At 41.5% G+C, this 19,682-nt stretch carries 20 protein-coding genes and 1 pseudogene; 9 read left to right on the forward strand and 12 right to left on the reverse strand.

Features of this window, described 5'->3' with window-relative positions; all coding sequences use genetic code 11:
- Positions 1-307: 307 nt before the first annotated feature.
- A complete protein-coding gene (gene corA, locus BTO28_RS01835) occupies positions 308-1,258 on the forward strand; it encodes a magnesium/cobalt transporter CorA (protein ID WP_076763510.1) in 951 nt (316 codons plus the stop codon).
- Here corA and BTO28_RS01840 read toward each other — a convergent pair.
- Positions 1,255-1,701: a DUF4385 domain-containing protein gene (locus BTO28_RS01840; RefSeq protein WP_076763511.1), complete on the reverse strand. Its 447-nt coding sequence runs from the start codon at positions 1,699-1,701 to the stop codon at positions 1,255-1,257. The two genes, corA and BTO28_RS01840, sit on opposite strands and share 4 nt — an antisense overlap.
- Positions 1,702-1,842: 141 nt before the next feature.
- Between BTO28_RS01840 and BTO28_RS01845 the strand changes: the two genes are divergently transcribed.
- Together BTO28_RS01845 and BTO28_RS01850 are read left to right on the forward strand one after the other, a co-directional pair.
- Complete coding sequence (locus BTO28_RS01845; protein WP_076763513.1) at positions 1,843-2,301, forward strand: hypothetical protein; 459 nt, start codon at positions 1,843-1,845, stop codon at positions 2,299-2,301.
- 73 nt (positions 2,302-2,374) lie between these two features.
- Positions 2,375-3,136 carry a YqjF family protein gene (locus BTO28_RS01850; RefSeq protein ID WP_233129803.1) on the forward strand — a complete coding sequence of 254 codons (762 nt, stop codon included), beginning with the start codon at positions 2,375-2,377 and terminating at the stop codon, positions 3,134-3,136.
- Between the two features lie 11 nt (positions 3,137-3,147).
- Here the strand turns inward: BTO28_RS01850 and BTO28_RS01855 are convergent, their stop codons facing one another.
- Entirely contained in the window at positions 3,148-4,119 is a 972-nt protein-coding gene (locus BTO28_RS01855; protein WP_076763515.1) for a Gfo/Idh/MocA family protein, read from the reverse strand.
- A gap of 166 nt (positions 4,120-4,285) precedes the next feature.
- On the opposite strand from BTO28_RS01855, the gene BTO28_RS01860 reads away from it, so the two are divergent.
- The 4 genes from BTO28_RS01860 to BTO28_RS01875 all read left to right on the forward strand — a co-directional run bounded on the left by BTO28_RS01860 (position 4,286) and on the right by BTO28_RS01875 (position 7,587).
- Complete coding sequence (locus BTO28_RS01860; RefSeq protein ID WP_076763517.1) at positions 4,286-4,663, forward strand: winged helix-turn-helix transcriptional regulator; 378 nt, start codon at positions 4,286-4,288, stop codon at positions 4,661-4,663.
- Between the two features lie 125 nt (positions 4,664-4,788).
- Positions 4,789-5,430: a 3-hexulose-6-phosphate synthase gene (hxlA, locus tag BTO28_RS01865; protein WP_076763519.1), complete on the forward strand. Its 642-nt coding sequence runs from the start codon at positions 4,789-4,791 to the stop codon at positions 5,428-5,430.
- Positions 5,430-5,981, forward strand: a complete 552-nt coding sequence (hxlB, locus tag BTO28_RS01870; RefSeq protein WP_076763521.1) for a 6-phospho-3-hexuloisomerase — start codon at positions 5,430-5,432, stop codon at positions 5,979-5,981. Before hxlA ends, hxlB begins: the two co-directional genes overlap by 1 nt.
- Positions 5,982-6,444: 463 nt before the next feature.
- Positions 6,445-7,587, forward strand: coding sequence for a zinc-dependent alcohol dehydrogenase (locus tag BTO28_RS01875; RefSeq protein WP_076763523.1), 1,143 nt, complete (start codon positions 6,445-6,447; stop codon positions 7,585-7,587).
- Positions 7,588-7,727: 140 nt separating this feature from the next.
- On the opposite strand, the pseudogene BTO28_RS17825 reads toward BTO28_RS01875, so the two are convergent.
- The 6 genes and pseudogenes from BTO28_RS17825 to BTO28_RS01900 all read right to left on the reverse strand — a co-directional run.
- Positions 7,728-7,904 (reverse strand): annotated as a pseudogene (locus BTO28_RS17825) (sensor histidine kinase); the annotation flags it as partial.
- 161 nt (positions 7,905-8,065) lie between these two features.
- On the reverse strand, positions 8,066-9,733 hold the full coding sequence (locus BTO28_RS01880; protein ID WP_076763525.1) for a glycoside hydrolase family 13 protein: 1,668 nt from the start codon (positions 9,731-9,733) through the stop codon (positions 8,066-8,068).
- Positions 9,734-9,854: 121 nt separating this feature from the next.
- A complete protein-coding gene (locus BTO28_RS01885; RefSeq protein WP_076763527.1) occupies positions 9,855-10,526 on the reverse strand; it encodes a hypothetical protein in 672 nt (223 codons plus the stop codon).
- 74 nt (positions 10,527-10,600) lie between these two features.
- Positions 10,601-11,713 (reverse strand): DUF2642 domain-containing protein, encoded by a 1,113-nt coding sequence (locus BTO28_RS01890; protein WP_076763529.1) that lies wholly within the window; start codon positions 11,711-11,713, stop codon positions 10,601-10,603.
- Between the two features lie 137 nt (positions 11,714-11,850).
- Positions 11,851-12,351 (reverse strand): hypothetical protein, encoded by a 501-nt coding sequence (locus BTO28_RS01895; protein ID WP_076763531.1) that lies wholly within the window; start codon positions 12,349-12,351, stop codon positions 11,851-11,853.
- A 284-nt stretch (positions 12,352-12,635) separates the two neighbouring features.
- Complete coding sequence (locus tag BTO28_RS01900) at positions 12,636-13,499, reverse strand: LysR family transcriptional regulator (RefSeq protein WP_076763532.1); 864 nt, start codon at positions 13,497-13,499, stop codon at positions 12,636-12,638.
- 112 nt (positions 13,500-13,611) lie between these two features.
- Between BTO28_RS01900 and BTO28_RS01905 the strand changes: the two genes are divergently transcribed.
- On the forward strand, positions 13,612-14,352 hold the full coding sequence (locus BTO28_RS01905; protein ID WP_076763534.1) for a class I SAM-dependent methyltransferase: 741 nt from the start codon (positions 13,612-13,614) through the stop codon (positions 14,350-14,352).
- 216 nt (positions 14,353-14,568) lie between these two features.
- On the opposite strand, the gene BTO28_RS01910 is transcribed toward BTO28_RS01905, so the two are convergent.
- Complete coding sequence (locus BTO28_RS01910) at positions 14,569-17,220, reverse strand: MMPL family transporter (RefSeq protein WP_076763537.1); 2,652 nt, start codon at positions 17,218-17,220, stop codon at positions 14,569-14,571.
- Positions 17,217-17,669, reverse strand: a complete 453-nt coding sequence (locus tag BTO28_RS01915) for a MarR family winged helix-turn-helix transcriptional regulator (RefSeq protein WP_095532630.1) — start codon at positions 17,667-17,669, stop codon at positions 17,217-17,219. The genes BTO28_RS01910 and BTO28_RS01915 overlap by 4 nt, the downstream gene beginning before the upstream one ends.
- A gap of 313 nt (positions 17,670-17,982) precedes the next feature.
- Here BTO28_RS01915 and BTO28_RS01920 point away from each other — a divergent pair, with 313 nt between their 5' ends.
- A complete protein-coding gene (locus BTO28_RS01920; protein WP_076763539.1) occupies positions 17,983-18,777 on the forward strand; it encodes a TIGR00266 family protein in 795 nt (264 codons plus the stop codon).
- Between the two features lie 73 nt (positions 18,778-18,850).
- Here BTO28_RS01920 and BTO28_RS01925 read toward each other — a convergent pair whose 3' ends face one another.
- Together BTO28_RS01925 and BTO28_RS01930 are read right to left on the reverse strand one after the other, a co-directional pair.
- A complete protein-coding gene (locus BTO28_RS01925) occupies positions 18,851-19,042 on the reverse strand; it encodes a YwbE family protein (protein WP_076763541.1) in 192 nt (63 codons plus the stop codon).
- A 16-nt stretch (positions 19,043-19,058) separates the two neighbouring features.
- On the reverse strand, positions 19,059-19,661 hold the full coding sequence (locus BTO28_RS01930; protein ID WP_076763543.1) for a flavin reductase family protein: 603 nt from the start codon (positions 19,659-19,661) through the stop codon (positions 19,059-19,061).
- Positions 19,662-19,682: the final 21 nt, after the last annotated feature.

A 19,682-nucleotide genomic window follows, 5' to 3' on the forward strand; every position in this document is an offset into this window, starting at 1 on the left:
GGGTTCACACGTAATTTTCATGCATGGATTTGGTTAATTGTCGGAAAAGCGGACAATTGTCATACTCAAAAAAGCCTTGAATGACCATTATAATCACTCAAGGCTTCTTATTTCAGTTAGTAGTTTTAGGAAAGCCGTAGTAGGATACGTGAATACGGATCATTCCTTTAAGTTAGTCGAATAACTGAATAACGTATCATTTCTAATTAAATCAAGAATTATTTACCTTTTATTATCTTTTTCATTAACGTTTCCTAACCATCTTGTTTATAATAGGAAAAGGTTTGAAAACAAAGAAGGTGATTTCATGATTAGAACAGCTGCGATGACGATTGATCAGAGAATTTTGCAAGATGTTCCGCTTGAGGAGCTGCGCAGTGAGAATATTTTATGGTATTGGGTTGATTTCAACGTGCCGACTGAGGAAGAAACGCATGTGCTGCATGACTTTTTTGCTTTTCACCCGCTCGCCATTGAAGACTGCCTTCATTTTATTCAGCGACCAAAGCTTGATTATTACGATGATCACAACTTTTTGATCATTCAAATGGTAAATCAAAAAACACTGTCGCCGGAAGAACTTGATATCTTCTGGTGTTCGGATTACATTGTGACGTTCCATCGGAAATCATCGGTTGAGGTGGATACCGTTTGGGAGCGTTTACTTGATTCAAAAAAAAATAAAAACTTAAATCCCGTTCAAGTGTTGTATCATCTCGTCGATAAAGTCGTCGATCAATTTTTTCCGAGTGTTTATCAAATCGAAGACAGCCTCATCCACTTAGAGGCTGATGAAACAGATCATGATAAAACGAATGACCTTTTTGAGATTCGAAAAGAATTATTAAAGCTGCGCCGCATTATTTTTCCGATGCGAGAGCTTTTGTACCGCATACTGAATTCAGAGCGCATCCATATGTCGAAGAAAAACAAAGTGTATTTCAAAGATATTTATGACCATTTGTTAATGCTGACGGAGATCGTTGAGTCGAACCGTGAACTGACGAAAGACATGCGCGACAGCTACTTGTCCGTCAACTCGAACCGGATGAACAGCATTATGATGACACTGACGGTTATTACAACGATTTTTATGCCGCTCACATTCATCGCAGGTATTTATGGCATGAACTTTGAATACATGCCTGAGTTAACGTGGCGCTACGGTTATTTTATGGCCCTTGGCTTAATGGCCGGCATTGCACTCACAATGTTTGCATTTTTCCGTCGAAAGGGATGGTTTAAAAACGACGATTAACCATACTTCTTCTGATGGGCTTTTTTCAGTATTAGATATTGTTTATCTTCGCGTGCCATTTTCCACTTTTCTTGGAAAATGGCTGCCGACTTTGCTTTTACTTCATCTTTTTGGCGCTCTTTCAGCTTGCCGTCCTCATCGTACTTTCTACCTCCTTTATAATTCGTATAGCGGCGTGCTCTCGTATACCCCATCTGCAAAAATTTCCGAGCCATATCCATTCCAACAAAGTCATCATTCTTTTTGTATTCAAGAAACATGTCATAAATTTTCTCTGACGATTCAGCCGCTATATCGGGTGTTTTGAATCTCCAATGCGGAAGTATTTCACTTTTATACGGTTCGACCAGTAATACCCCCTGTTCTCCCCTGCCTACCTGGTACTTATCTGGATTTTTTCGAAAATCAATCGTATCAAAATCAATGGAGTAGTTAAAAGTCATGATCTTCATTCCCTTTTTTCGCTATTTCTACCCGTGAAAACGCCACACAAAACAACGAAACGGATTCTAACTGATTAAAATACGTTTACTATCTCTTTTTTTAGTAAATAGTAGAAATAAACGGTATAGGAGGAGAAGCTGATGAAGAAATTCCAAATTGTGTTAGCGTCATTTCTTCTTATGATGCTGCTGGCAGCAGGCTGCGGTCAGGACGAAAGCGAACAGTCTGTTAAAAACAATGAAACCGATACAACCAATGAAGAATGGAAGGACATGGCGAGCGAACTTGATAATGTAACCGGCACTCTGACTGAGTTGAAAGCAAATATAGAAGATCCGGAAAATATTGAGCAAATACACGCAACAGGCAAAAGTCTTGAGGAGCATTGGGACACCATTGAAGGCCAGGTAGAAGAACAATATCCGGACGATTATACAACGATTGAAGAGAGCCTTTACCCGCTCATAAATGAAACAAAAAAGGAACAGCCTGACGCTGAAAAAATATCCAGTCTTATTGATGAAACAAACGCAAAACTAACTGAATTCCTAAAAAAGGCAGAAACGCCGAAAAGGGATGAGAACGGTATAGATAATTGATTTTGCATACAGACTGCTCCCGTAATTCATGGGAATAGTCTGGTTCATCATTTTCCAGGAAATAAACAGGCAATTGAAAGGACTGTTAGCGTTGACGGTAGACTTTGTTGAAGTGGAACAGCGTCCATTTCCGTTGCCTTCCACCCCCTGGGTTATGACGCAAACGTGGGATAATATGCTGTTTGCCCATTGGCCGGTTCCGGCTCATTTTTTAAAGGCGTACATTCCCGGGACGCTTGATATTGATACATTCGATGGCACGGCTTGGCTCGGTGTCATTCCTTTCCATGCACATCACACAAAACTGCGTGGAATGCCGCCATTCCCGCTATACCATTCTTATCTGGAGTTAAACGTCCGCACATACGTTACCCACAAAGGCATCCCAGGTGTGTATTTCTTTAGTATGGATGCAAACAAGTGGCCGGTGGTTTTAGGGGCAAAAATGGGGACTTCTCTTCCGTATAAACATGCTCATATGGGCATACGGGTTAAGGATCCGGTGGTACATTACAAAAGCCGGCGAAAACATCCAGACAGTCCGAAAGAATCCTTTCACGTGAGTTATAAGCAGTCATCCAGTATTTACTTGCCCGCTGAGGACAGCCTTGAATACTGGCTGCTTGAGCGTTATTGTTTATGGACCATAAAAGACAGTGCCCTTTTTCGCGGGGACATACATCACGACCGCTGGAGAATCACCAAGGCAGAAGCCACATTTCATGACAATACGATGGCTTCTTTCTTGCCCAGATATTATTTCAAAAGCAAACCCATTCTTCACTTTTCAGGAAATAAAAATGTGTTTATCTGGCCTTTAAAAAAGACAAGATAAACACATTTTTTTTACTTCTCTACATCGAAAAGAATACCGTTTTGTCTACGGGCTTCTTCTGTAATCTGAATAACTGTCTCACTTATGCTGCGGAAGCGTTGATATGTTTTCTGATCATTGGATGCGATGGCTTCAGCGATGGCTTCGGCTTCATACACCATGTCGTTTTCCTCCTCCAAGACGGCAAGCTGTTCCTTCTCACTGGTACGTCGATTCGTAAATTCAATATTTGATATCGGCGCCACATGATCAATAACAATCGTACCGTCCTCCCCGCTGATTTCTCCCGGCAAGCAGGAATCGGTTATTTTAGAAAACATTGCCGTGCACGTATGCGTTCCGTAATCGAGAATGACCGATCCGCTTCCATCTACGCCGGTCGGCAGCATGGCAACGTGACAGGAAACTCGGTTCGGCTTGCCGAATAACGACACGGCCAGACTGATCGGGTAGACGCCTAAATCAACAAGTGCGCCGCCGGAAAATTTTGCTGAAAAAATATTTGGTTCTTCCCCTGCCAGCACATTATCGTAGCGTGATGAATATTTCATATACTGGAAAAAGGAATGGCGCACCTTCCCTGCTTTCTCCACAGATCTTTTTAAACGATCATGGTTTGGTGTGTACAAATTTCGGAATGCTTCGAACAAAAACACGCCATTTTCATCTGCCGCATTAAACGCTTCGGCAAGCTCTTTGGACGTTGAAAACATCGGCTTTTCACATATAATGTGTTTTTTATTTTTCATTAATAAAAGAGCCTGTTCAAAATGAAGAGAATTCGGTGACGCGATGTATACGACGTCAATTTCTTTGCTTTTTGCCAGCTCCTCCAGATCGGTAAATACTTGGGGCGCTCCAAGTTTTTCCGCTTTTTCCGCTGAACGTGAATACGCAGCCGCGAATGTCAGCTTGCCGCTTTTTTTCACTGCATCCACAAACCGTTCTGTAATGGTACTCGTTCCAATTGTCGCTAAGTTCATGTGATGATTCCTCTCTTTATAAAAGTGAACAACATACTGCCGCTATTGCGGTAAACTTTTCATTCAATTTACCACTATTGACGGTTAGTGAAAAGCAAAAGCAGTTCTTTTTGCATTTATACATACAAAATGTATACTGTAGAAAAAATACAGGAGGTTGAACACTATGGGACGTATCTGTGCACGGGATTTTAACTGCGAAAAAGAATTAACGCTAGCCGTTATCGGCGGCAAGTGGAAAATGTTAATACTATGGTATTTAGGAAAAGAAGGGACAAAGCGGTTTAACGAGCTGAAATCACTGATGCCTGGCATTACACAACGCATGCTTGTCAATCAGCTGCGTGAGCTTGAATCGGATTTCATTGTACACCGTAAAGTGTATCCGGTTGTGCCGCCGAAAGTGGAATATACTTTAACGGAACAGGGTAAAACATTAATGCCGATCCTTGAATCAATGTACGACTGGGGGAAAAATTATAAGGTATTTATTGATGAGCAGTTTGAAGACCCTGCTGCCTGCAAGGTCGGCAATGACAAATAAATAATCGACACCTTTTTTCTCCCACAGTATACTTTTTAGCACTATATGAGTTTAAAGTGCGTACTTCTTTTTTTGTACTCCAGGCGTTAGACTCAACTTACTACAAAGAAAAGGGAGAGAAAAAAATGAAATTACAATTAGCACTTGATTTAGTAAACATTCCAGAAGGCATCGAGCTTGTGAAAGAAGTACAGGAGCACATCGATGTTGTTGAAATTGGCACACCTGTTGTCATTAATGAAGGCCTTCGCGCCGTAAAAGAAATGAAAGAAGCATTCCCGGACTTGACAGTACTTGCCGACTTGAAAATTATGGACGCTGCTGGCTACGAAGTGATGAAAGCATCGGAAGCAGGTGCCGATATTATCACCATTCTCGGCGCTGCAGAAGATGCGTCAATTAAAGGGGCAGTAGAAGAAGCGAAAAAACAAGGCAAGCAAATCCTTGTTGATATGATTGCGGTAAAAGACATTAAAACACGCGCACAAGAGCTTGATGCGCTTGGCGTTGATTACATTTGCGTTCACACTGGCTACGACTTACAAGCAGTGGGCCAAAACTCATTTGAAGATTTGCACACAATCAAAAGCGTCGTAAAAAATGCGAAGACAGCCATCGCTGGCGGCATTAAACTTGAGACACTGCCTGAGGTGATTAAAGAACAGCCAGACCTCGTTATTGTCGGAGGCGGCATCACGAGCAAAGACGACAAAAAAGCGGCGGCAGCTGAAATGCAAAAAATGATCAAAGAAGCAGCAAAAGCATAATGACACAATATATGGAACGCATTTTACAAGAGCTTCAAACAACGGCTTCGCTCATCCGCGATGAAAATGCCGAACAGCTTGTAAACGGCATTCTTGAAGCAAAAAAAGTGTTCGTTGCAGGTGCCGGCCGGTCCGGTTTTATGGCTAAATCATTCGCCATGCGCATGATGCATGTCGGGCTCGATCCTTACGTTGTCGGGGAGACTGTCACACCGAATTTAGAGGCAGGCGATATTTTTATCATCGGCTCCGGTTCCGGTGAAACAAAAAGTCTTATCGCAATGGCGGAAAAAGCGAAATCCATCGGTGCGGTTGTGGCTGCTGTGACCATTGTCCCTGCGTCTACAATCGGAAAAATTGCTGATATTGTCGTGGAAATTCCCGCGCAGACAAAGTCCGGTGAAGATACAGGAAACAAAACCATTCAGCCAATGGGTTCATTATTTGAACAAAGCTTATTGCTTTTTTATGACTCAGTCATTTTGCGTTTTATGGAAAAAAAAGGCATGGATTCAGGCAAAATGTACGGACGGCATGCGAATTTAGAATAGGACCATGTTTCAAACGGCAACCGAGTGGCTATATAATCTGTACTTGTGTGTTTGAAAGGATGTATACAGATGAGAGGTCTTTTATTGATCATTGCCGGAATCGTTATCGTACTATTCGCTTATACGGTGCTTAAAAACCTGAAGCGCCGCAAATAAAAAAAGCACGGCTGCCGGTATGGCAGCTGTGCTTTTTTTATTTGGAACGTATTATTTATTTCCATAAAAAAAATAAAATCGGACAGCATATCAGGCCCTGCTTCTCATATAACCGCCATATTTCCCTAATGAGATGTACAGTGATTCACCATATGCATGACAATCTCCATTAATGTGCTATTCATTGTTTCTATTATTCGCCTTTATTAGAAATTTAGCAAAAATGATCAGAAAGACCTGTCTTTTTTTGAATAATTACCCTCCCATTAGGGAAAAGCAAAATATCCCAAAAATAAGGAGAGTGCACATGAAAGCCGTTACGTATCAAGGTGCGAAAAATATTCAGGTGAAAAATGTAGCTGACCCGATCATACAGAAGAAGGAAGATATTATCGTCCGTATTACTTCAACTGCCATCTGCGGCTCTGACCTTCATATTTATCAAGGCGCTTTGCCGCCAGCAGAAGAAGATTATGTGATCGGACACGAGCCTATGGGCATTGTGGAAGAAGTTGGTTCAGAGGTCACAAAAGTAAAAAAAGGCGATCGCGTTGTGCTCCCTTTTAATGTTTCTTGCGGCCACTGCTTTTACTGTCAGCACGATCTTGAGAGTCAGTGCGACAATTCGAATGCAAATCCTCATTTAGATACCGGCGGTTACTTCGGGTTTACAGAACGGTACGGAAATTTTCCGGGGGGACAGGCTGAATTTTTGCGGGTTCCATATGGAAACTTTATGCCGTTTGTCATTCCGGAGTCATGCGAATTAGAAGATGAATCACTCCTGTTTTTGTCAGATGTTCTGCCGACTGCTTACTGGAGTATCGAAAATTCCGGGGTCAAAGCGGGAGATACTGTCATTGTCCTCGGTTCCGGTCCAATCGGATTAATGACACAAAAGTTTGCGTGGATGAAAGGGGCAAAACGTGTCATAGCCGTTGATCACTTGCCATACCGTTTGCAGCACGCAAAGAGAATGAATAATGTTGAAACGTTTAATTTTGCGGAATATAAAGATATGGGCAGTCATTTAAAAGAAATCACAAATGGCGGTGCAGATGTGGTCATTGATTGTGTAGGAATGGATGGCAAAAAGTCCGCTATTGAAGCAATTGAGCAAAAACTGAAATTGCAGGGCGGAACACTTAGCGCAATTCAAATTGCGACAAAAGCCGTCCGTAAATTTGGTACTGTACAGCTGACTGGTGTATACGGTTCAATGTATAACATGTTCCCGCTCGGCAGCTTTTTTGAGCGGAATATCACGCTGAAAATGGGACAGGCACCTGTTATTCACTACATGCCTGAGCTGTTCAATAAAATCACAGCCGGAGAATTTGATCCGACTGAAATCGTTACACATAAAGTGCCGCTCGACCAAGCGAGTGAAGCATATAAAACGTTTAATGATCATGAAGATGAGTGTATTAAATTCGTTTTAAAACCATAAACAAAAAGGACTGCTCCCCTCGTTGTGCAGTCCTTCTGTTTTTAAGATAAAATTTGCTTCGTGTAAAAGTAGCGGACGATAAAAAAGTATACGAAATCACGTCTGACAAATTGAGCTATTTTACAAAAAAATCACACAAATGTCCGAAACCGCGCGATGTAAAGAATGGTATTTACCCCGGCACGCATCTGTTCAGTTTCTTCCCGAGCGCTTGCAATTACGGCTCATCCAGATTTTGCATTGTCAATTAAGATTACCGAGATCGATGTTTTCATTTGGTGCACCCATTGATTCATAAATGTCAAATGTTCATTTTGCTGGTATTGCATAGCCACCCCAACTTTCTCATCGTGGAAAAATTCTAGTTATTAATAAAGATAAACCCATATATTTTACTTTTTTTCCAAAGTTTACTCTAATATGAATAAATACATTCTTTGACGTCTAAACAAAAAAAGCTGCCAACACGGCAGCTTTTTCAACTCAACTTGTACACTCTTGTTTCATATGGACTCAATATAAGTCCGCCGGGGGGATTTTCTTCCGGCACTGGATAATTGTTTAACATCAAATGCTTATAATGAAAGGTGATCCCTTCCATTTTCCGAACCGGCACCGGCCGATCCGTCAGATTGGCAATTACGATTGCTTTTTCTTCGTTCAGCGTTCTCGTATAGGCGTATACGCGAGTATCCTCTTCCAGTAATAACTGGTAGGTTCCGTATGTGAAAACATCATTTTTTTTCTTCATTTGAATCATTTTTTTATAAAAATGCAAAATCGAATTTTCATCCAGCAGCTGTGATTCGACATTAATGTTTTTGTAATTTTCATTTACTTTTATCCAAGGTGTCCCTGTCGTGAATCCGCCATTTTCTCCTGCTGACCAGTGCATGGGTGTCCTTGAATTGTCACGGCTTGAAGCCCAGATAATCTCCATCATTTCATCATGATGAATCCCTGCGGCGGTACCAAGACGGTACATATTTTTTGTTCGAATATCATTGTAGTCATCAATTGAGTCATATTGAACATTTGTCATGCCGATTTCCTGTCCTTGATAAATAAAAGGGGTGCCTTGCATAAGAAAATATACTGCAGCAAATGCCGTCGCGCTTTCACGCCAGTACTCTTTATCATTTCCCCAAGTTGACACAATACGGGCTTTGTCATGATTTTCAATGAATAAGGCATTCCACCCTTTTCCTTCAAGCACTTTTTGCCAGCGCGTCATAATTTCTTTATATCCCTGTATATCCAAACCGGTTTTGGATTTTGCATTCCAAAGTTCCAAATGTTCGAACTGAAACACCATATTAAATTTGCCGCCTTCTTCATGAACCCAATCTTCAATATCACGCACAGTGACACCGTTTGCTTCACCAACTGTCATAATATCGTATTTCGCGAACGTCTCCTCTTTCAGCTCTTGCAAAAATAATTGAATGCCTTCCACATTCATGTGTTTATCAAATGACCGTACATATTTCTGGTCATTCGGATTCGGCATATCAGGAAGGCCCTCTTCTTTTTTAATGTGGCTGATCGCATCCACACGAAAACCATCGATCCCTTTATCAAGCCACCAATTCACCATTTCATACAGCGCCTTGCGAACCTCGGCGTTTTCCCAGTTTAAATCAGGCTGTCTTTTTGAAAAGAGATGAAGATAATACTGATCTGTCGTTTGGTCATATTCCCATGCAGAATTACCAAAAATACTTTCCCAGTTATTTGGCTCCTCCCCGTTTTTCCCATCGCGCCATATGTACCAATCGCGCTTTGGGCTGTCTTTCGACGAACGTGATTCAATAAACCATGGATGGTCATCACTCGTATGGTTGATGACCAAATCAAGTATCAGTTTCATCCCACGCTTGTGCACTTCCTTAAGCAGCTCATCAAAATCTTTCATCGTGCCGAATTCCGCCATGATCTCCTTATAATCACTTATATCATACCCATTGTCATCATTTGGCGATTCGAACATCGGGCATACCCAGATGACATCTATCCCGAGATCTTTTAAATAATCCAGTTTTAAAATAATCCCCTGAATATCCCCTATTCCATCGCCGTTTGAGTCCATAAAACTACGAGGATAAATTTGGTACGCAATCGCTTCTTTCCACCATTTTTTTTGCATTTGACGTCCCACCTATTCGTTTCGTAATTTTCTTTTATATTCATCATTAGAAACATTGATTTTGACGGAGATCATCGAGCATAAGAAGTCAATTTCCATGCGGGGATTGATGCCCAGCTTTTTACGTATAGGCTACTGTTTTCACGTGGTGAATATTCACGTGAATTTGTTGTTCTTTCTCAGTAAGCAAATTAATGAAATGGCTCTCTTTATGAAGCAGTTTGCCGCTTATGCTTTCCTTTTCCCCAATATTGCAAGTAATAAATGTATCGTTTAAATTTTCTATTTGATTTTCAAAAGTTTGAGCAAACGTTTTGGCGGTGGAAGATGATAGTGAATTCATCGGGTTTTTAAATCCATAAGGCCGGGCAGAATCCGGGTACGGTATTAGCCATTTTATATGTTGAAATGGAACAAGGATTGTTTGATAAACGGGAGAAAAAAAGACAATATAATTATCCTTCACTTGGGTGATGTAACCGGGAACAGACTGAAGAGCCGTCACATTTAATTCAACAAAGCTTCCTTTGGCTGCTGCCCGGAGTATGTCCGGAAGTGACAATTTTTCAGAAATAGGTTCATTTTCCATTTCTGGCTGGCTGAATTGACTTGCTTCCTCTTTTGTTAAAAGCCGCACCTCACGAATATGAAATAGCGGGATATATAAATAGTCATCTTGCTTATAAAGGACCAGTACATCACTGCCATAGTCGATTAAAACACCCTCCAGCTCTTTCTTCCCGATTAGATCGAGATGAATAGGTTTTCCGGCATACCCCTTAATCTTTTTCATGAAATAACCTCCTTCTCTTAAAAAAGCCGTAAATATCTTAAAATGATGGAGAATTTTAAGAATGCTCCATCATTTCAAGAAAACGACTGTTTCATTTTTTGCCTGTTCATTCTTTTTCTTCTTAAATTCATGTAATCCCTTTCTGCCTGCTTCATGAGGGAGTAATATTGTGATTCGAGGATTTTTTCTTTTTCCTCCTGTGTTATTACGGGTTGTGTAAATGTGTGATTTTCTTCTATCAGTGGCATTGATTTGCGCTCAGGTTTTTGGTGATTTTGTGCTTGCAGCTTTTTCCCTTTTTTATTCATAATAATTTTTTTATCAGCTCGAATTTTTTGAAAATACACCCTCTTGAATGAAGATGCGTCAGCTGATTCGCTTTGGTTTTTTTTATCAGATTCCTTTTTGGAAGCGAACTCGCCTTTTTTTCGTGGGGTCAGATTCAATCGCAGCATTCGGTCGGACAAGGAGCTGTCGCTTTTCTCAAAATATTTTTTTCTTTCTAGCCGTTCAGTCGATTGGTTTGTTTGTGAAGAAATATCAGCAGCGAATGTTTCCTTTTTATCTGCTGTATTTTCTACTGCTTCTGAACATGTGATATCAGATTCCTTCTGTTCCTTACCCTTTTCTTTTTGTTCTTCCAAAGGGGGCAACTGTTGATCACGCTTAATTTTTTTCTTTTCATTTAAATTGTTTAATGTTTCTGTCTCTTTTTCTGCAATTTCCATATTTTCCTCCGGCACGTCTTCAGCTGAAACATCTTTTTCATAAAATCCAGGAAATACATTGGCGATATAGGAATTTTGAATGATAATCTTTTCTTCGCCGCTAATTAAAATGAGGTGGTCTTCAAACACTCTGCTCAGAAACCCTGTCAACATTTGATCATTATGGCAGTTGATCGTTACCCAGCTTTGCTTGCATTGATCTAAAAGCTCATGAAGGTTTTCAGCCTGTAAATAATCCAATTGGAAAGTGGTTGAGTGCAGGTCTTTTGCATTTTTTGAAACAGATTTTATTTGGTCAAGATGATGATAAAAATATTCTTCTTTTTCATTTTGCAAAATAAGATAATCCTGCTTTACATCTACCAGGCTCCCTTTGATGATATTGCCATCATCCGAAAAAATACCGATTGAATACCCAATCAGTGATGTAAGTGTCTCTGAAAAATAAGGGCCCGACATTTCTAACCCCCCCTACGTGTTGATCCCCATTTTTAACGACAAGAGCCACTTTTAAATCTCAGAACACGAAACAAATTCGTTTGTATTCCTGAATTCAAAAGCGGCTGATGTCAATTTCTCTTTATAACGATAAATGATTACTCTCCTGCGTCTTCCTTTTTGTCCTCATCATTATGTTGATCCTTCTCTTCTTTTTCTTTCTCGTTTGGATCCTCCAATTTCTTATCGTAGCTGATATTTCGTATGTGGAACATCGCCACGCGAATGACTTCTTCGTTATAAACGATCGTAATATAGTCATCATTTATATCATCCAACACACCTTGATATTTTTCGTGCCCGCCACGATTAACGGTCACCCAGTGATATTTCAAGTCGTGCAATACATCTTGAAAACAATGGCCATTTATATACTCAAAATCTTCCGGTATGACAAGGCCTAAGTTAAGTCCTTTTTTTGTATTGTCCGTTAAACTTTTTACGTGGTGACCTTTATAATAAAGAACACCGTCTTCTTTAGTGAGCAGTACAAAATAATCCTCTTCTACTGCCAACAACTGTCCAACTCTGGAATCATGGCCTCCACGGTTTACCTTCACTGCTTTTCCAACTAAAGAACTCAGTATTTCTTTATTCATTCCCTCTTCTCCTCCTGTTTAAAAAGTCTCTGTAATTATATGCAGGAAAAAGGAGAGTGTACTGCGTCATTTGCCCATCCAACAAGTGTTGAGCGCGCCCACACTTGTTATTTCCTCTTCTGCATTCTTTACAGGATGAGGAAGATATTCTAACTTATCATATTCTTAATAAAGCATTACTAACGGCACGATTTCCTAACATACGCGTTATATCGACACGGTTTGTTTTCACCAAAAAGCAATGGCAGTTATGCCTCATCGATATTCACTTCCTTTCTCATCTCTCAAGAACGCTTTTTATAAACCATTACAAACTCTTTAAACAACATAGTCTCTTCCGTTTCAATTTTCTCAATCAAGTACGTGACGGACCGTAGACTTGCTGCGATGCTGGATGGATAGATTTTTAGTTTTTTTGCCGCTATCTCTTCTTTTACCATCGACTCCGGTAAATAGGAGATGCCAAGTCCCGTCTCGATAAACCTCTTCGTAACTTCAATTTGACTGACAGCCATTGTCTTTATGTACGGATTTGACCCCTTCAACTCTTTCAATAAAGCTTTCCAGTAGCCCGGATGGTTATTCGTAAAAACTCGGTATTTGGTTAGAAGAGATGATTCTTCTGCTGTGTCGGTGATGGGGCCAGCAAGTACAACACTTTCTTCATGGATAGTGCTGCACATAACATTCGTATGAACGGATGGCATGCGTGCGAGGCCAAGGTCAACTGCACCTGTACTTACTTTTTCTGCGATTTCATATGATTTTAAAATATCTATGTCGACTTCAATATGTGGATAAGTGCTAATAAATTGGCTTAACAGGTCCGGTAAAAACGAGGACGCAATTTGCGGTGCACAGGCGATATTCAGCTTTTTATTGTAGCCCTGCTTCCATAAATCAAATGCGTTCATATTCCGTTCAAAAGAAGCGGTTATTTCTTTTGCTAGCGGCAGAAATTTATGTCCAGCCGGTGTAAGTTTTATTGATTTCCCTATCCGTTCAAACAATTGAATGTTTAAATAGTCTTCAAGCCTCTGAATGTGTTTCGTCACAGCCGGTTGTGTTACATATAATTCTTCCGAGGCCATTCTGAAGTTTTCCAGTTCTGCTGCTTTTATAAATGTTTGAAGCCATTTAATATCCATTTATTCATCCCCTTATAACAATTTGTTATTGATTTCACTGTAATTTGTTAATATTCATTATATGGTAAATAAGATACAATTCAATCAATACTTATAAAAGGGGCGATGAAGAATGGACTGGAACGCACAGCTTTATGATGGAAAACACCGATTTGTATCTGAATATGGACAGGATGTGGTGACCTTGCTTGCACCAACAGCTGGTGAGCGAATTCTCGATGTCGGCTGCGGCACAGGTGACCTTGCCAACACCCTTTCAGAAAAAGGAATTGAAGCCGTTGGTGTGGATCAGTCCCCATCAATGATTGAAAAAGCGGCTCATAAATATCCGCACATCCCTTTTACGGTCCGTGATGCGCGCGATTTAGGCTATAAAAATGAATTTGACGCCGTTTTTTCCAACGCTGCGATTCATTGGATTAAGCCGCCAAATAAAGTGTTAAGCAGTATATACAGCAGTTTGAAGCCTGGTGGAAGGTTCGTCGCAGAGTTTGGCGGAAAAGGCAACGTTGCGTTTATTTCCAGGGCAATCATCAATCAAATTAAAAACTATAATGCAGAATCATTCCCATGGTATTTCCCATCCATCGGCGAATATACAGCGTTGATGGAACAAGCCGGTTTCCATGTCACATTTGCTGAACATTTCGAACGGCCGACACGGTTAGATGGCGAAAGCGGTATGCGCAATTGGATTACGATGTTTGGCGATGTTGTGATGGGTGAGCAGTCAGAGATCGACAAAGAGCGAATTATTGGCGGTGCGGAGAAAGAGTTGAAAGAAACCTTCTTTCACGGTGACCATTGGACGGCGGATTATTGCCGGATTCGGGTTGTTGGAGTGAAAAAGTAATTTTATTATGAACTTCTTTACTCAAGCATGAAAAAACAACCGGTCTTTTGAGCCGGTTGTTTTTTCATTTACAAAGGGTTATTTATTAAAATTTCGTTCAATGTTTTGGGGATGCAATATATTTACGCACTTTTTTATCATATAGTGTCAAAAAGTATACTCTTATTGTCATGAAAAAAGAGCTGTCTCAAAGAGACAGCTCAATTCTATTCCAAATTATTTTCGTCCAAAAGGCCACCAGACGCCTTTATCAAATGAAACTGTAATGGCTGGAATTAAAAGCGGCAGCACAATGACTCCATACAATAAAAGACCCGTGATCACGATGGTCGCGATCTGGACGAGGCTTAGAACGCCCGATGGCATCATCGCACCGAAAGTTCCCGCAAGAATGACGGCTGCCGTAATAATGACTGTTCCCATTTTCGCCATCGATGTCATCATTGCCTGCTGAATGCCTACGCCATCGATTGCTTCTTCTCGAAACCGATCAAGAAGGAAGATCGAATAGTCAACACCAAGTGCAACAAGCATGACGAAGCCGAAAAATGGAACCGCCCAGCTGATGCCGTCGTATCCAAGTCCGTTCACGAAAATCAGTTCCGCGACGGAAACAGACGTGTAATACGTCAACAATAACGAGCCGATCATGTAAAGCGGCATAATGACCGATCGGAATAACACTGCTAAAACGACGAACAAACTGACTAACATAATCGTGACCGTCTGTGTAAAGTCTTCGGACGAGATTTTTTGCAAGTCACTGTTCATGCTTGAAATGCCACTGTACGCAAATTCGGCATCTTCAAGCGGCGTATTGATAACCGCATTCGCCGCGGCTGCTTTCACTTGTTCCACAATGTGGATTGCTTCCGGTGAATACGGATCTTCTGATAAAACAACCTCAAGCTTAATTCCTCTCTGCTCACCGATCGTATAGCGGTCAATCACTTTTTTAAAGTCATTCTTTTCAAGCGTGCCTTCCGGTATGTACATGCCGGTATTACGCACACTGTCTGATTTACTCATATCCGCCATCATTGCTGCGGCATCTTCTAAACCTTTTTCTATTTCACCAAGCCCTTTATTGGCTTCACCAACTCCATTCGCAAGCTGTGAAACTCCGCCGCCAAGTTTGCTTGCCTGTCCTGATGCTCCTTCAAGTTCACCAGCAGCCGTGCCGATTCCCTTGCTGATTTGACCGAGCTGCTGCTGGATTGCGCCGAGCTGCTGAACAGTTTGTTCTACATTGCCTGAATGCTGCAGTCCTTGCGACACAAGGCCGAGCTGAGCCGTAATTTGTCCGAGTCCTTCCGCCGCTTCGCTAAGTTCGGATGCACCGGACGATGCGCCTGATGGAAGCTGACTTTCAATGCTCGACAATCCGTTTTGTACTTCTGTCAGCCCGGATTGAACGTCACCAAGACCATCACGTGCGTCAGACAGCCCCTTTGACAATAATCCAAGCTGATGGTCAACAAACAAATCGTCAATTACTTCCCCGGTTGGCCGGGTAATCGTTCGAACTGCTTCCACACCATCTACTTTCTCTATTTCTCTGCTCAGTTCTTCTATATATGGCACCGTTGATTCTGACACGATGTCTTCATTGCCTTTCACGATCACGTTGACCGGAAAGGAGTCTCCTTTTCCGAATCCTTCCTGAATCGCATGAAGCCCTTTAACCGATTCATAGTCACTGCTGATCTCATCAACCGTATTATACGATAGTTCACCGTCATACATAAGTAAAAGTGGAACCGTGATAACAGCGACAACAAGAATCGAGAGAAGCGGTCGTTTAACAGATAGCTTGCTAAACCACGCCCACAATTTGCTGTCGTTGTGAGAAACTGATTTTTTCGACGGCCAGAACAGTTTTTCTTTTAATACAGCCATGAAAAACGGCACGACTGTAAACAGAACCATTATAAGCACCGCTATTCCGACAGCGACCCCGACGGCTGATTTAAAGATTGGGAAGTCGGCAAATCCAATTGCAGAAAATCCGATAAATACAGCGAGACCACTAATGATCAGTGCCCGTCCGGCTGTTTTATACGTATTAACAATCGCATCCTCTACTGAATGACCGTTATGCAATTCTTCTTTATACCGGCTAAGCAGTAATATACAGTAATCCGTCCCTATTCCGAATAAAACAGCAACTAAGAAAATTTGCGTGTAGTTTGATACCGGAAACCCGAACCATTCTATAAAAAAGGCGACAAGCGACTGGCTTAATAAATACGTCACACCGACCGCGGCAAGTGGTATCAGTGGTGTAATCACAGACCGGAATACCGCAAGGAGCAACGCGAAAATTAAGGCGACTGTGATAATCTCCGTCTTTTTCAGCCCTTCCTGAGAGCTCGAGTTCACATCATGATTTATAATCGCTTCACCAGTTACATATGCTGTTATATCGTCAGGCAAAATGTCCGCTCGTATTCTTTCTGCGAGCTCGTTAATTTCATCTTCCGTTCCATCCACTGTCACAGGAACCAGCACTGTTTTTTGATCTTCCGATACAAGTTGTTTTTCCAATTCTTCGCTTTCAAATGGGCTGATTACACCGGTTACCGGCTCACCAAGCTCGTTTGATTTTTCAATTGCCTGTACAATCGTTTTGCGCGTCGTTTCATTTAATTTATTATCGAGTGAAAAAACGAGCGATATCGCTTCTTCGTCTGCTCCAGCATCTTCTAGAATTTTAGATGCTTTTTGTGATGCTGCATTGTCCGGGAGCTGGAACGTCCCTGCTTTTTCCGCCTGCTCCGTGAGATTTGGAGAAAGAATAAACAATGCGGCCGTCAAAACAATGATGCCTATCATAACAAGCCAGCGCCATTTTATAATTTGTCTCATTTGTCTTCTTCACCTAATTTCAAAATTTCTTTCAGCTTACGGAAGGTTTTTACAAACTGCTCAACTTCCCCTTCTTCCACGTGTTCTTCCAATAGATGTTCAATATAGCCGTATAACACTTCATTGGACTGATGGACGACCGTCTCGCCTTTTTTCGTTAATTCTATGAGTTTCGTGCGCTGATCAACACCTGATTTGGCAGCCTGCACAAGTTCTTTCTCCTGCAGCTTCTTCAATCTATTTGATATAGCACTTTTATGTACACCTTGCATGATTGCAAGATTTCCAGACGAAATCGGACCATGTTTTCCGATAATTTTCATCACTTGAATTTGTTCGGGCGAATACTCACGCCATATTGGATCATCAACCGATTTCAACACGCGCTCTGTTCCGTAAATCATCACCTCTTCAAATAATTCCACTGCTTCCCGAAGCTTATTTCCCACTAATAGTTTACCCCCTAAACTTTATATAGTTAGTTTAGGGGGTAAACTATAAAATGTCAATCTTTATATATACTAAAACATTGAGGCGTGCCGGAGAAAAAGCCGGAATATGCCGGGAACGGTTTGATGCCGTTAGGGAAAGAAGACATAAACGCAAAAAAGCCGGCCGATGCTGCCAATGTCATTCTGGACGGCACCAGCCGGGAATATGAGTTGTAAGACTATACTATGCAGCAGCAAGTAAAGTATGATCATTTTGAAACTTATTACAAGTTGAATCGTATTCTTATATGACATTTAAGGAGGATTACAAATGAACAATCACGAAATTGATTATGAGATTTTTGGGGACGACATGCAGTTTGTGCAGGTGGAACTGGATCCAAAGGAAACGGTAATTGCCGAAGCAGGGAGCTTAATGATGATGGATGACGGCATCAAAATGGAGACCGTGTTCGGAGATGCCTCATCTAATCAAAGCGGAGGATTAATGGGCAAACTGATTGGTGCCGGCAAACGGGTGCTGACAGGTGAAAGTTTATTTATGACGACGTTTACAAATGAAGTGCACGGAAAAAAACACGTCTCATTCGCCTCTCCTTATCCAGGGAAAATTATTCCAATGGATTTAAGTGAACTGAACGGCAAAATCATTTGTCAAAAAGATTCGTTTCTCGCAGCCGCGAAAGGTGTATCAGTAGGCATTGAATTGCAGCGTAAACTCGGCACGGGATTTTTCGGCGGCGAAGGTTTTATTATGCAAAAATTAGAAGGTGACGGAATGGCGTTTGTACATGCCGGTGGAACCATCTACAAAAAAACCCTTGCACCAGGCGAAATGATCCGTCTTGATACAGGCTGTCTTGTCGCGATGACAGGTGAGGTCGATTACGATATCGAAATGGTGCGCGGTGTAAAAACAGCTCTGTTTGGCGGTGAAGGATTGTTTTTAGCAACGCTGCGCGGTCCAGGAACCGTATGGGTCCAGTCTCTTCCATTCAGCCGTCTTGCAAGCCGTGTATTCGCGGCAATGCCTCAAAATGGAGGTTCTAAAGGCGAAGGCGGACTTGCCGGTTTGTTCGATTTTATTGGAGGCGATGACGACTAAACGATTACAAAACGGAGTAACGCAGTTTCTGACCGCGTTACTCCGTTTTTAACATGCTTTATCTTTTTTATTTTTATAAAATATCACACACACGGCCGACTTGTCCGTCCTGCAAGCGCACTTTAATCCCGTGCGGATGAAAGCTCGAATTCGTTAAAATATCTTTCACAACGCCCCTTGTTTTTGCTCCGGTGCGCTGATCTTTTTTCAGCACAATATTCACTTCAATCCCCGGTTTTATATCGTTTCTTTTTTGTCCGTTCATGGTCATTTCCTCTTTTCTATTTCGGGCGGACGATTTCAAACGTTTCGCCCAGTTTCGCGTAATAATTTCCCGCAAGACGGCTTACCGGTGCGAGTTTTTCAGCATGTATTCTCCCTTTTTCGTACAAATCTTCCCGTATATGATATTGAATGACGCGCCCAATTAACAAGTCACAGGCAGGGCCTTCTCCGAGAGCAACGACTTTCTCGAGTACACATTCCATACGGATCTTCGCCTCTTTCACAGCGGGTACACCTACTTTTTCACTCTCAATTGGTGTTAAATTCGTCAAGTCCATTTCACTTTCATCCGGCGGAAGAAATTTCGCTGTTTTATTAATTTCGTGAATGTATTCTTCATCCGAAATATGAACAACAAACTCTTTTTTCACCGAGGCATTGCGCGCGGTGTCTTTTATCTCGCCGTTATTTCGCTGTACCGATATGGAAATCATTGGAGGGTTGGCCGTCACAATATTAAAGTAACTGAACGGCGCTGCATTTAATACACCTTTTTCCGACAGCGTCGTCACAAACGCAACCGGACGGGGAATAATGCTGCCCGTTAAAAATTTATAATTTTCTCGTTCTGGCAATTGATTTGGATCGATTGATTTCATCATCGCTCACCCCTTTCTTCT

It is taken from the genome of Domibacillus epiphyticus (assembly GCF_001975785.1).
GTDB classification, from domain to species: domain Bacteria; phylum Bacillota; class Bacilli; order Bacillales; family Domibacillaceae; genus Domibacillus; species Domibacillus epiphyticus.

Excerpts from the sequence above, each read along its gene's own strand:
- corA (WP_076763510.1), top strand. The coding sequence starts at position 308 with ATGATTAGAACAGCTGCGATGACGATTGATCAGAGAATTTTGCAAGAT.
- BTO28_RS01840 (WP_076763511.1), bottom strand. The coding sequence starts at position 1,701 with ATGACTTTTAACTACTCCATTGATTTTGATACGATTGATTTTCGAAAA.
- BTO28_RS01845 (WP_076763513.1), top strand. The coding sequence starts at position 1,843 with ATGAAGAAATTCCAAATTGTGTTAGCGTCATTTCTTCTTATGATGCTG.
- BTO28_RS01855 (WP_076763515.1), bottom strand. The coding sequence starts at position 4,119 with ATGAACTTAGCGACAATTGGAACGAGTACCATTACAGAACGGTTTGTG.
- BTO28_RS01860 (WP_076763517.1), top strand. The coding sequence starts at position 4,286 with ATGGGACGTATCTGTGCACGGGATTTTAACTGCGAAAAAGAATTAACG.
- hxlA (WP_076763519.1), top strand. The coding sequence starts at position 4,789 with ATGAAATTACAATTAGCACTTGATTTAGTAAACATTCCAGAAGGCATC.
- hxlB (WP_076763521.1), top strand. The coding sequence starts at position 5,430 with ATGACACAATATATGGAACGCATTTTACAAGAGCTTCAAACAACGGCT.
- BTO28_RS01875 (WP_076763523.1), top strand. The coding sequence starts at position 6,445 with ATGAAAGCCGTTACGTATCAAGGTGCGAAAAATATTCAGGTGAAAAAT.
- BTO28_RS01880 (WP_076763525.1), bottom strand. The coding sequence starts at position 9,733 with ATGCAAAAAAAATGGTGGAAAGAAGCGATTGCGTACCAAATTTATCCT.
- BTO28_RS01885 (WP_076763527.1), bottom strand. The coding sequence starts at position 10,526 with ATGAAAAAGATTAAGGGGTATGCCGGAAAACCTATTCATCTCGATCTA.
- BTO28_RS01890 (WP_076763529.1), bottom strand. The coding sequence starts at position 11,713 with ATGTCGGGCCCTTATTTTTCAGAGACACTTACATCACTGATTGGGTAT.
- BTO28_RS01895 (WP_076763531.1), bottom strand. The coding sequence starts at position 12,351 with ATGAATAAAGAAATACTGAGTTCTTTAGTTGGAAAAGCAGTGAAGGTA.
- BTO28_RS01900 (WP_076763532.1), bottom strand. The coding sequence starts at position 13,499 with ATGGATATTAAATGGCTTCAAACATTTATAAAAGCAGCAGAACTGGAA.
- BTO28_RS01905 (WP_076763534.1), top strand. The coding sequence starts at position 13,612 with ATGGACTGGAACGCACAGCTTTATGATGGAAAACACCGATTTGTATCT.
- BTO28_RS01910 (WP_076763537.1), bottom strand. The coding sequence starts at position 17,220 with ATGAGACAAATTATAAAATGGCGCTGGCTTGTTATGATAGGCATCATT.
- BTO28_RS01920 (WP_076763539.1), top strand. The coding sequence starts at position 17,983 with ATGAACAATCACGAAATTGATTATGAGATTTTTGGGGACGACATGCAG.
- BTO28_RS01925 (WP_076763541.1), bottom strand. The coding sequence starts at position 19,042 with ATGAACGGACAAAAAAGAAACGATATAAAACCGGGGATTGAAGTGAAT.
- BTO28_RS01930 (WP_076763543.1), bottom strand. The coding sequence starts at position 19,661 with ATGAAATCAATCGATCCAAATCAATTGCCAGAACGAGAAAATTATAAA.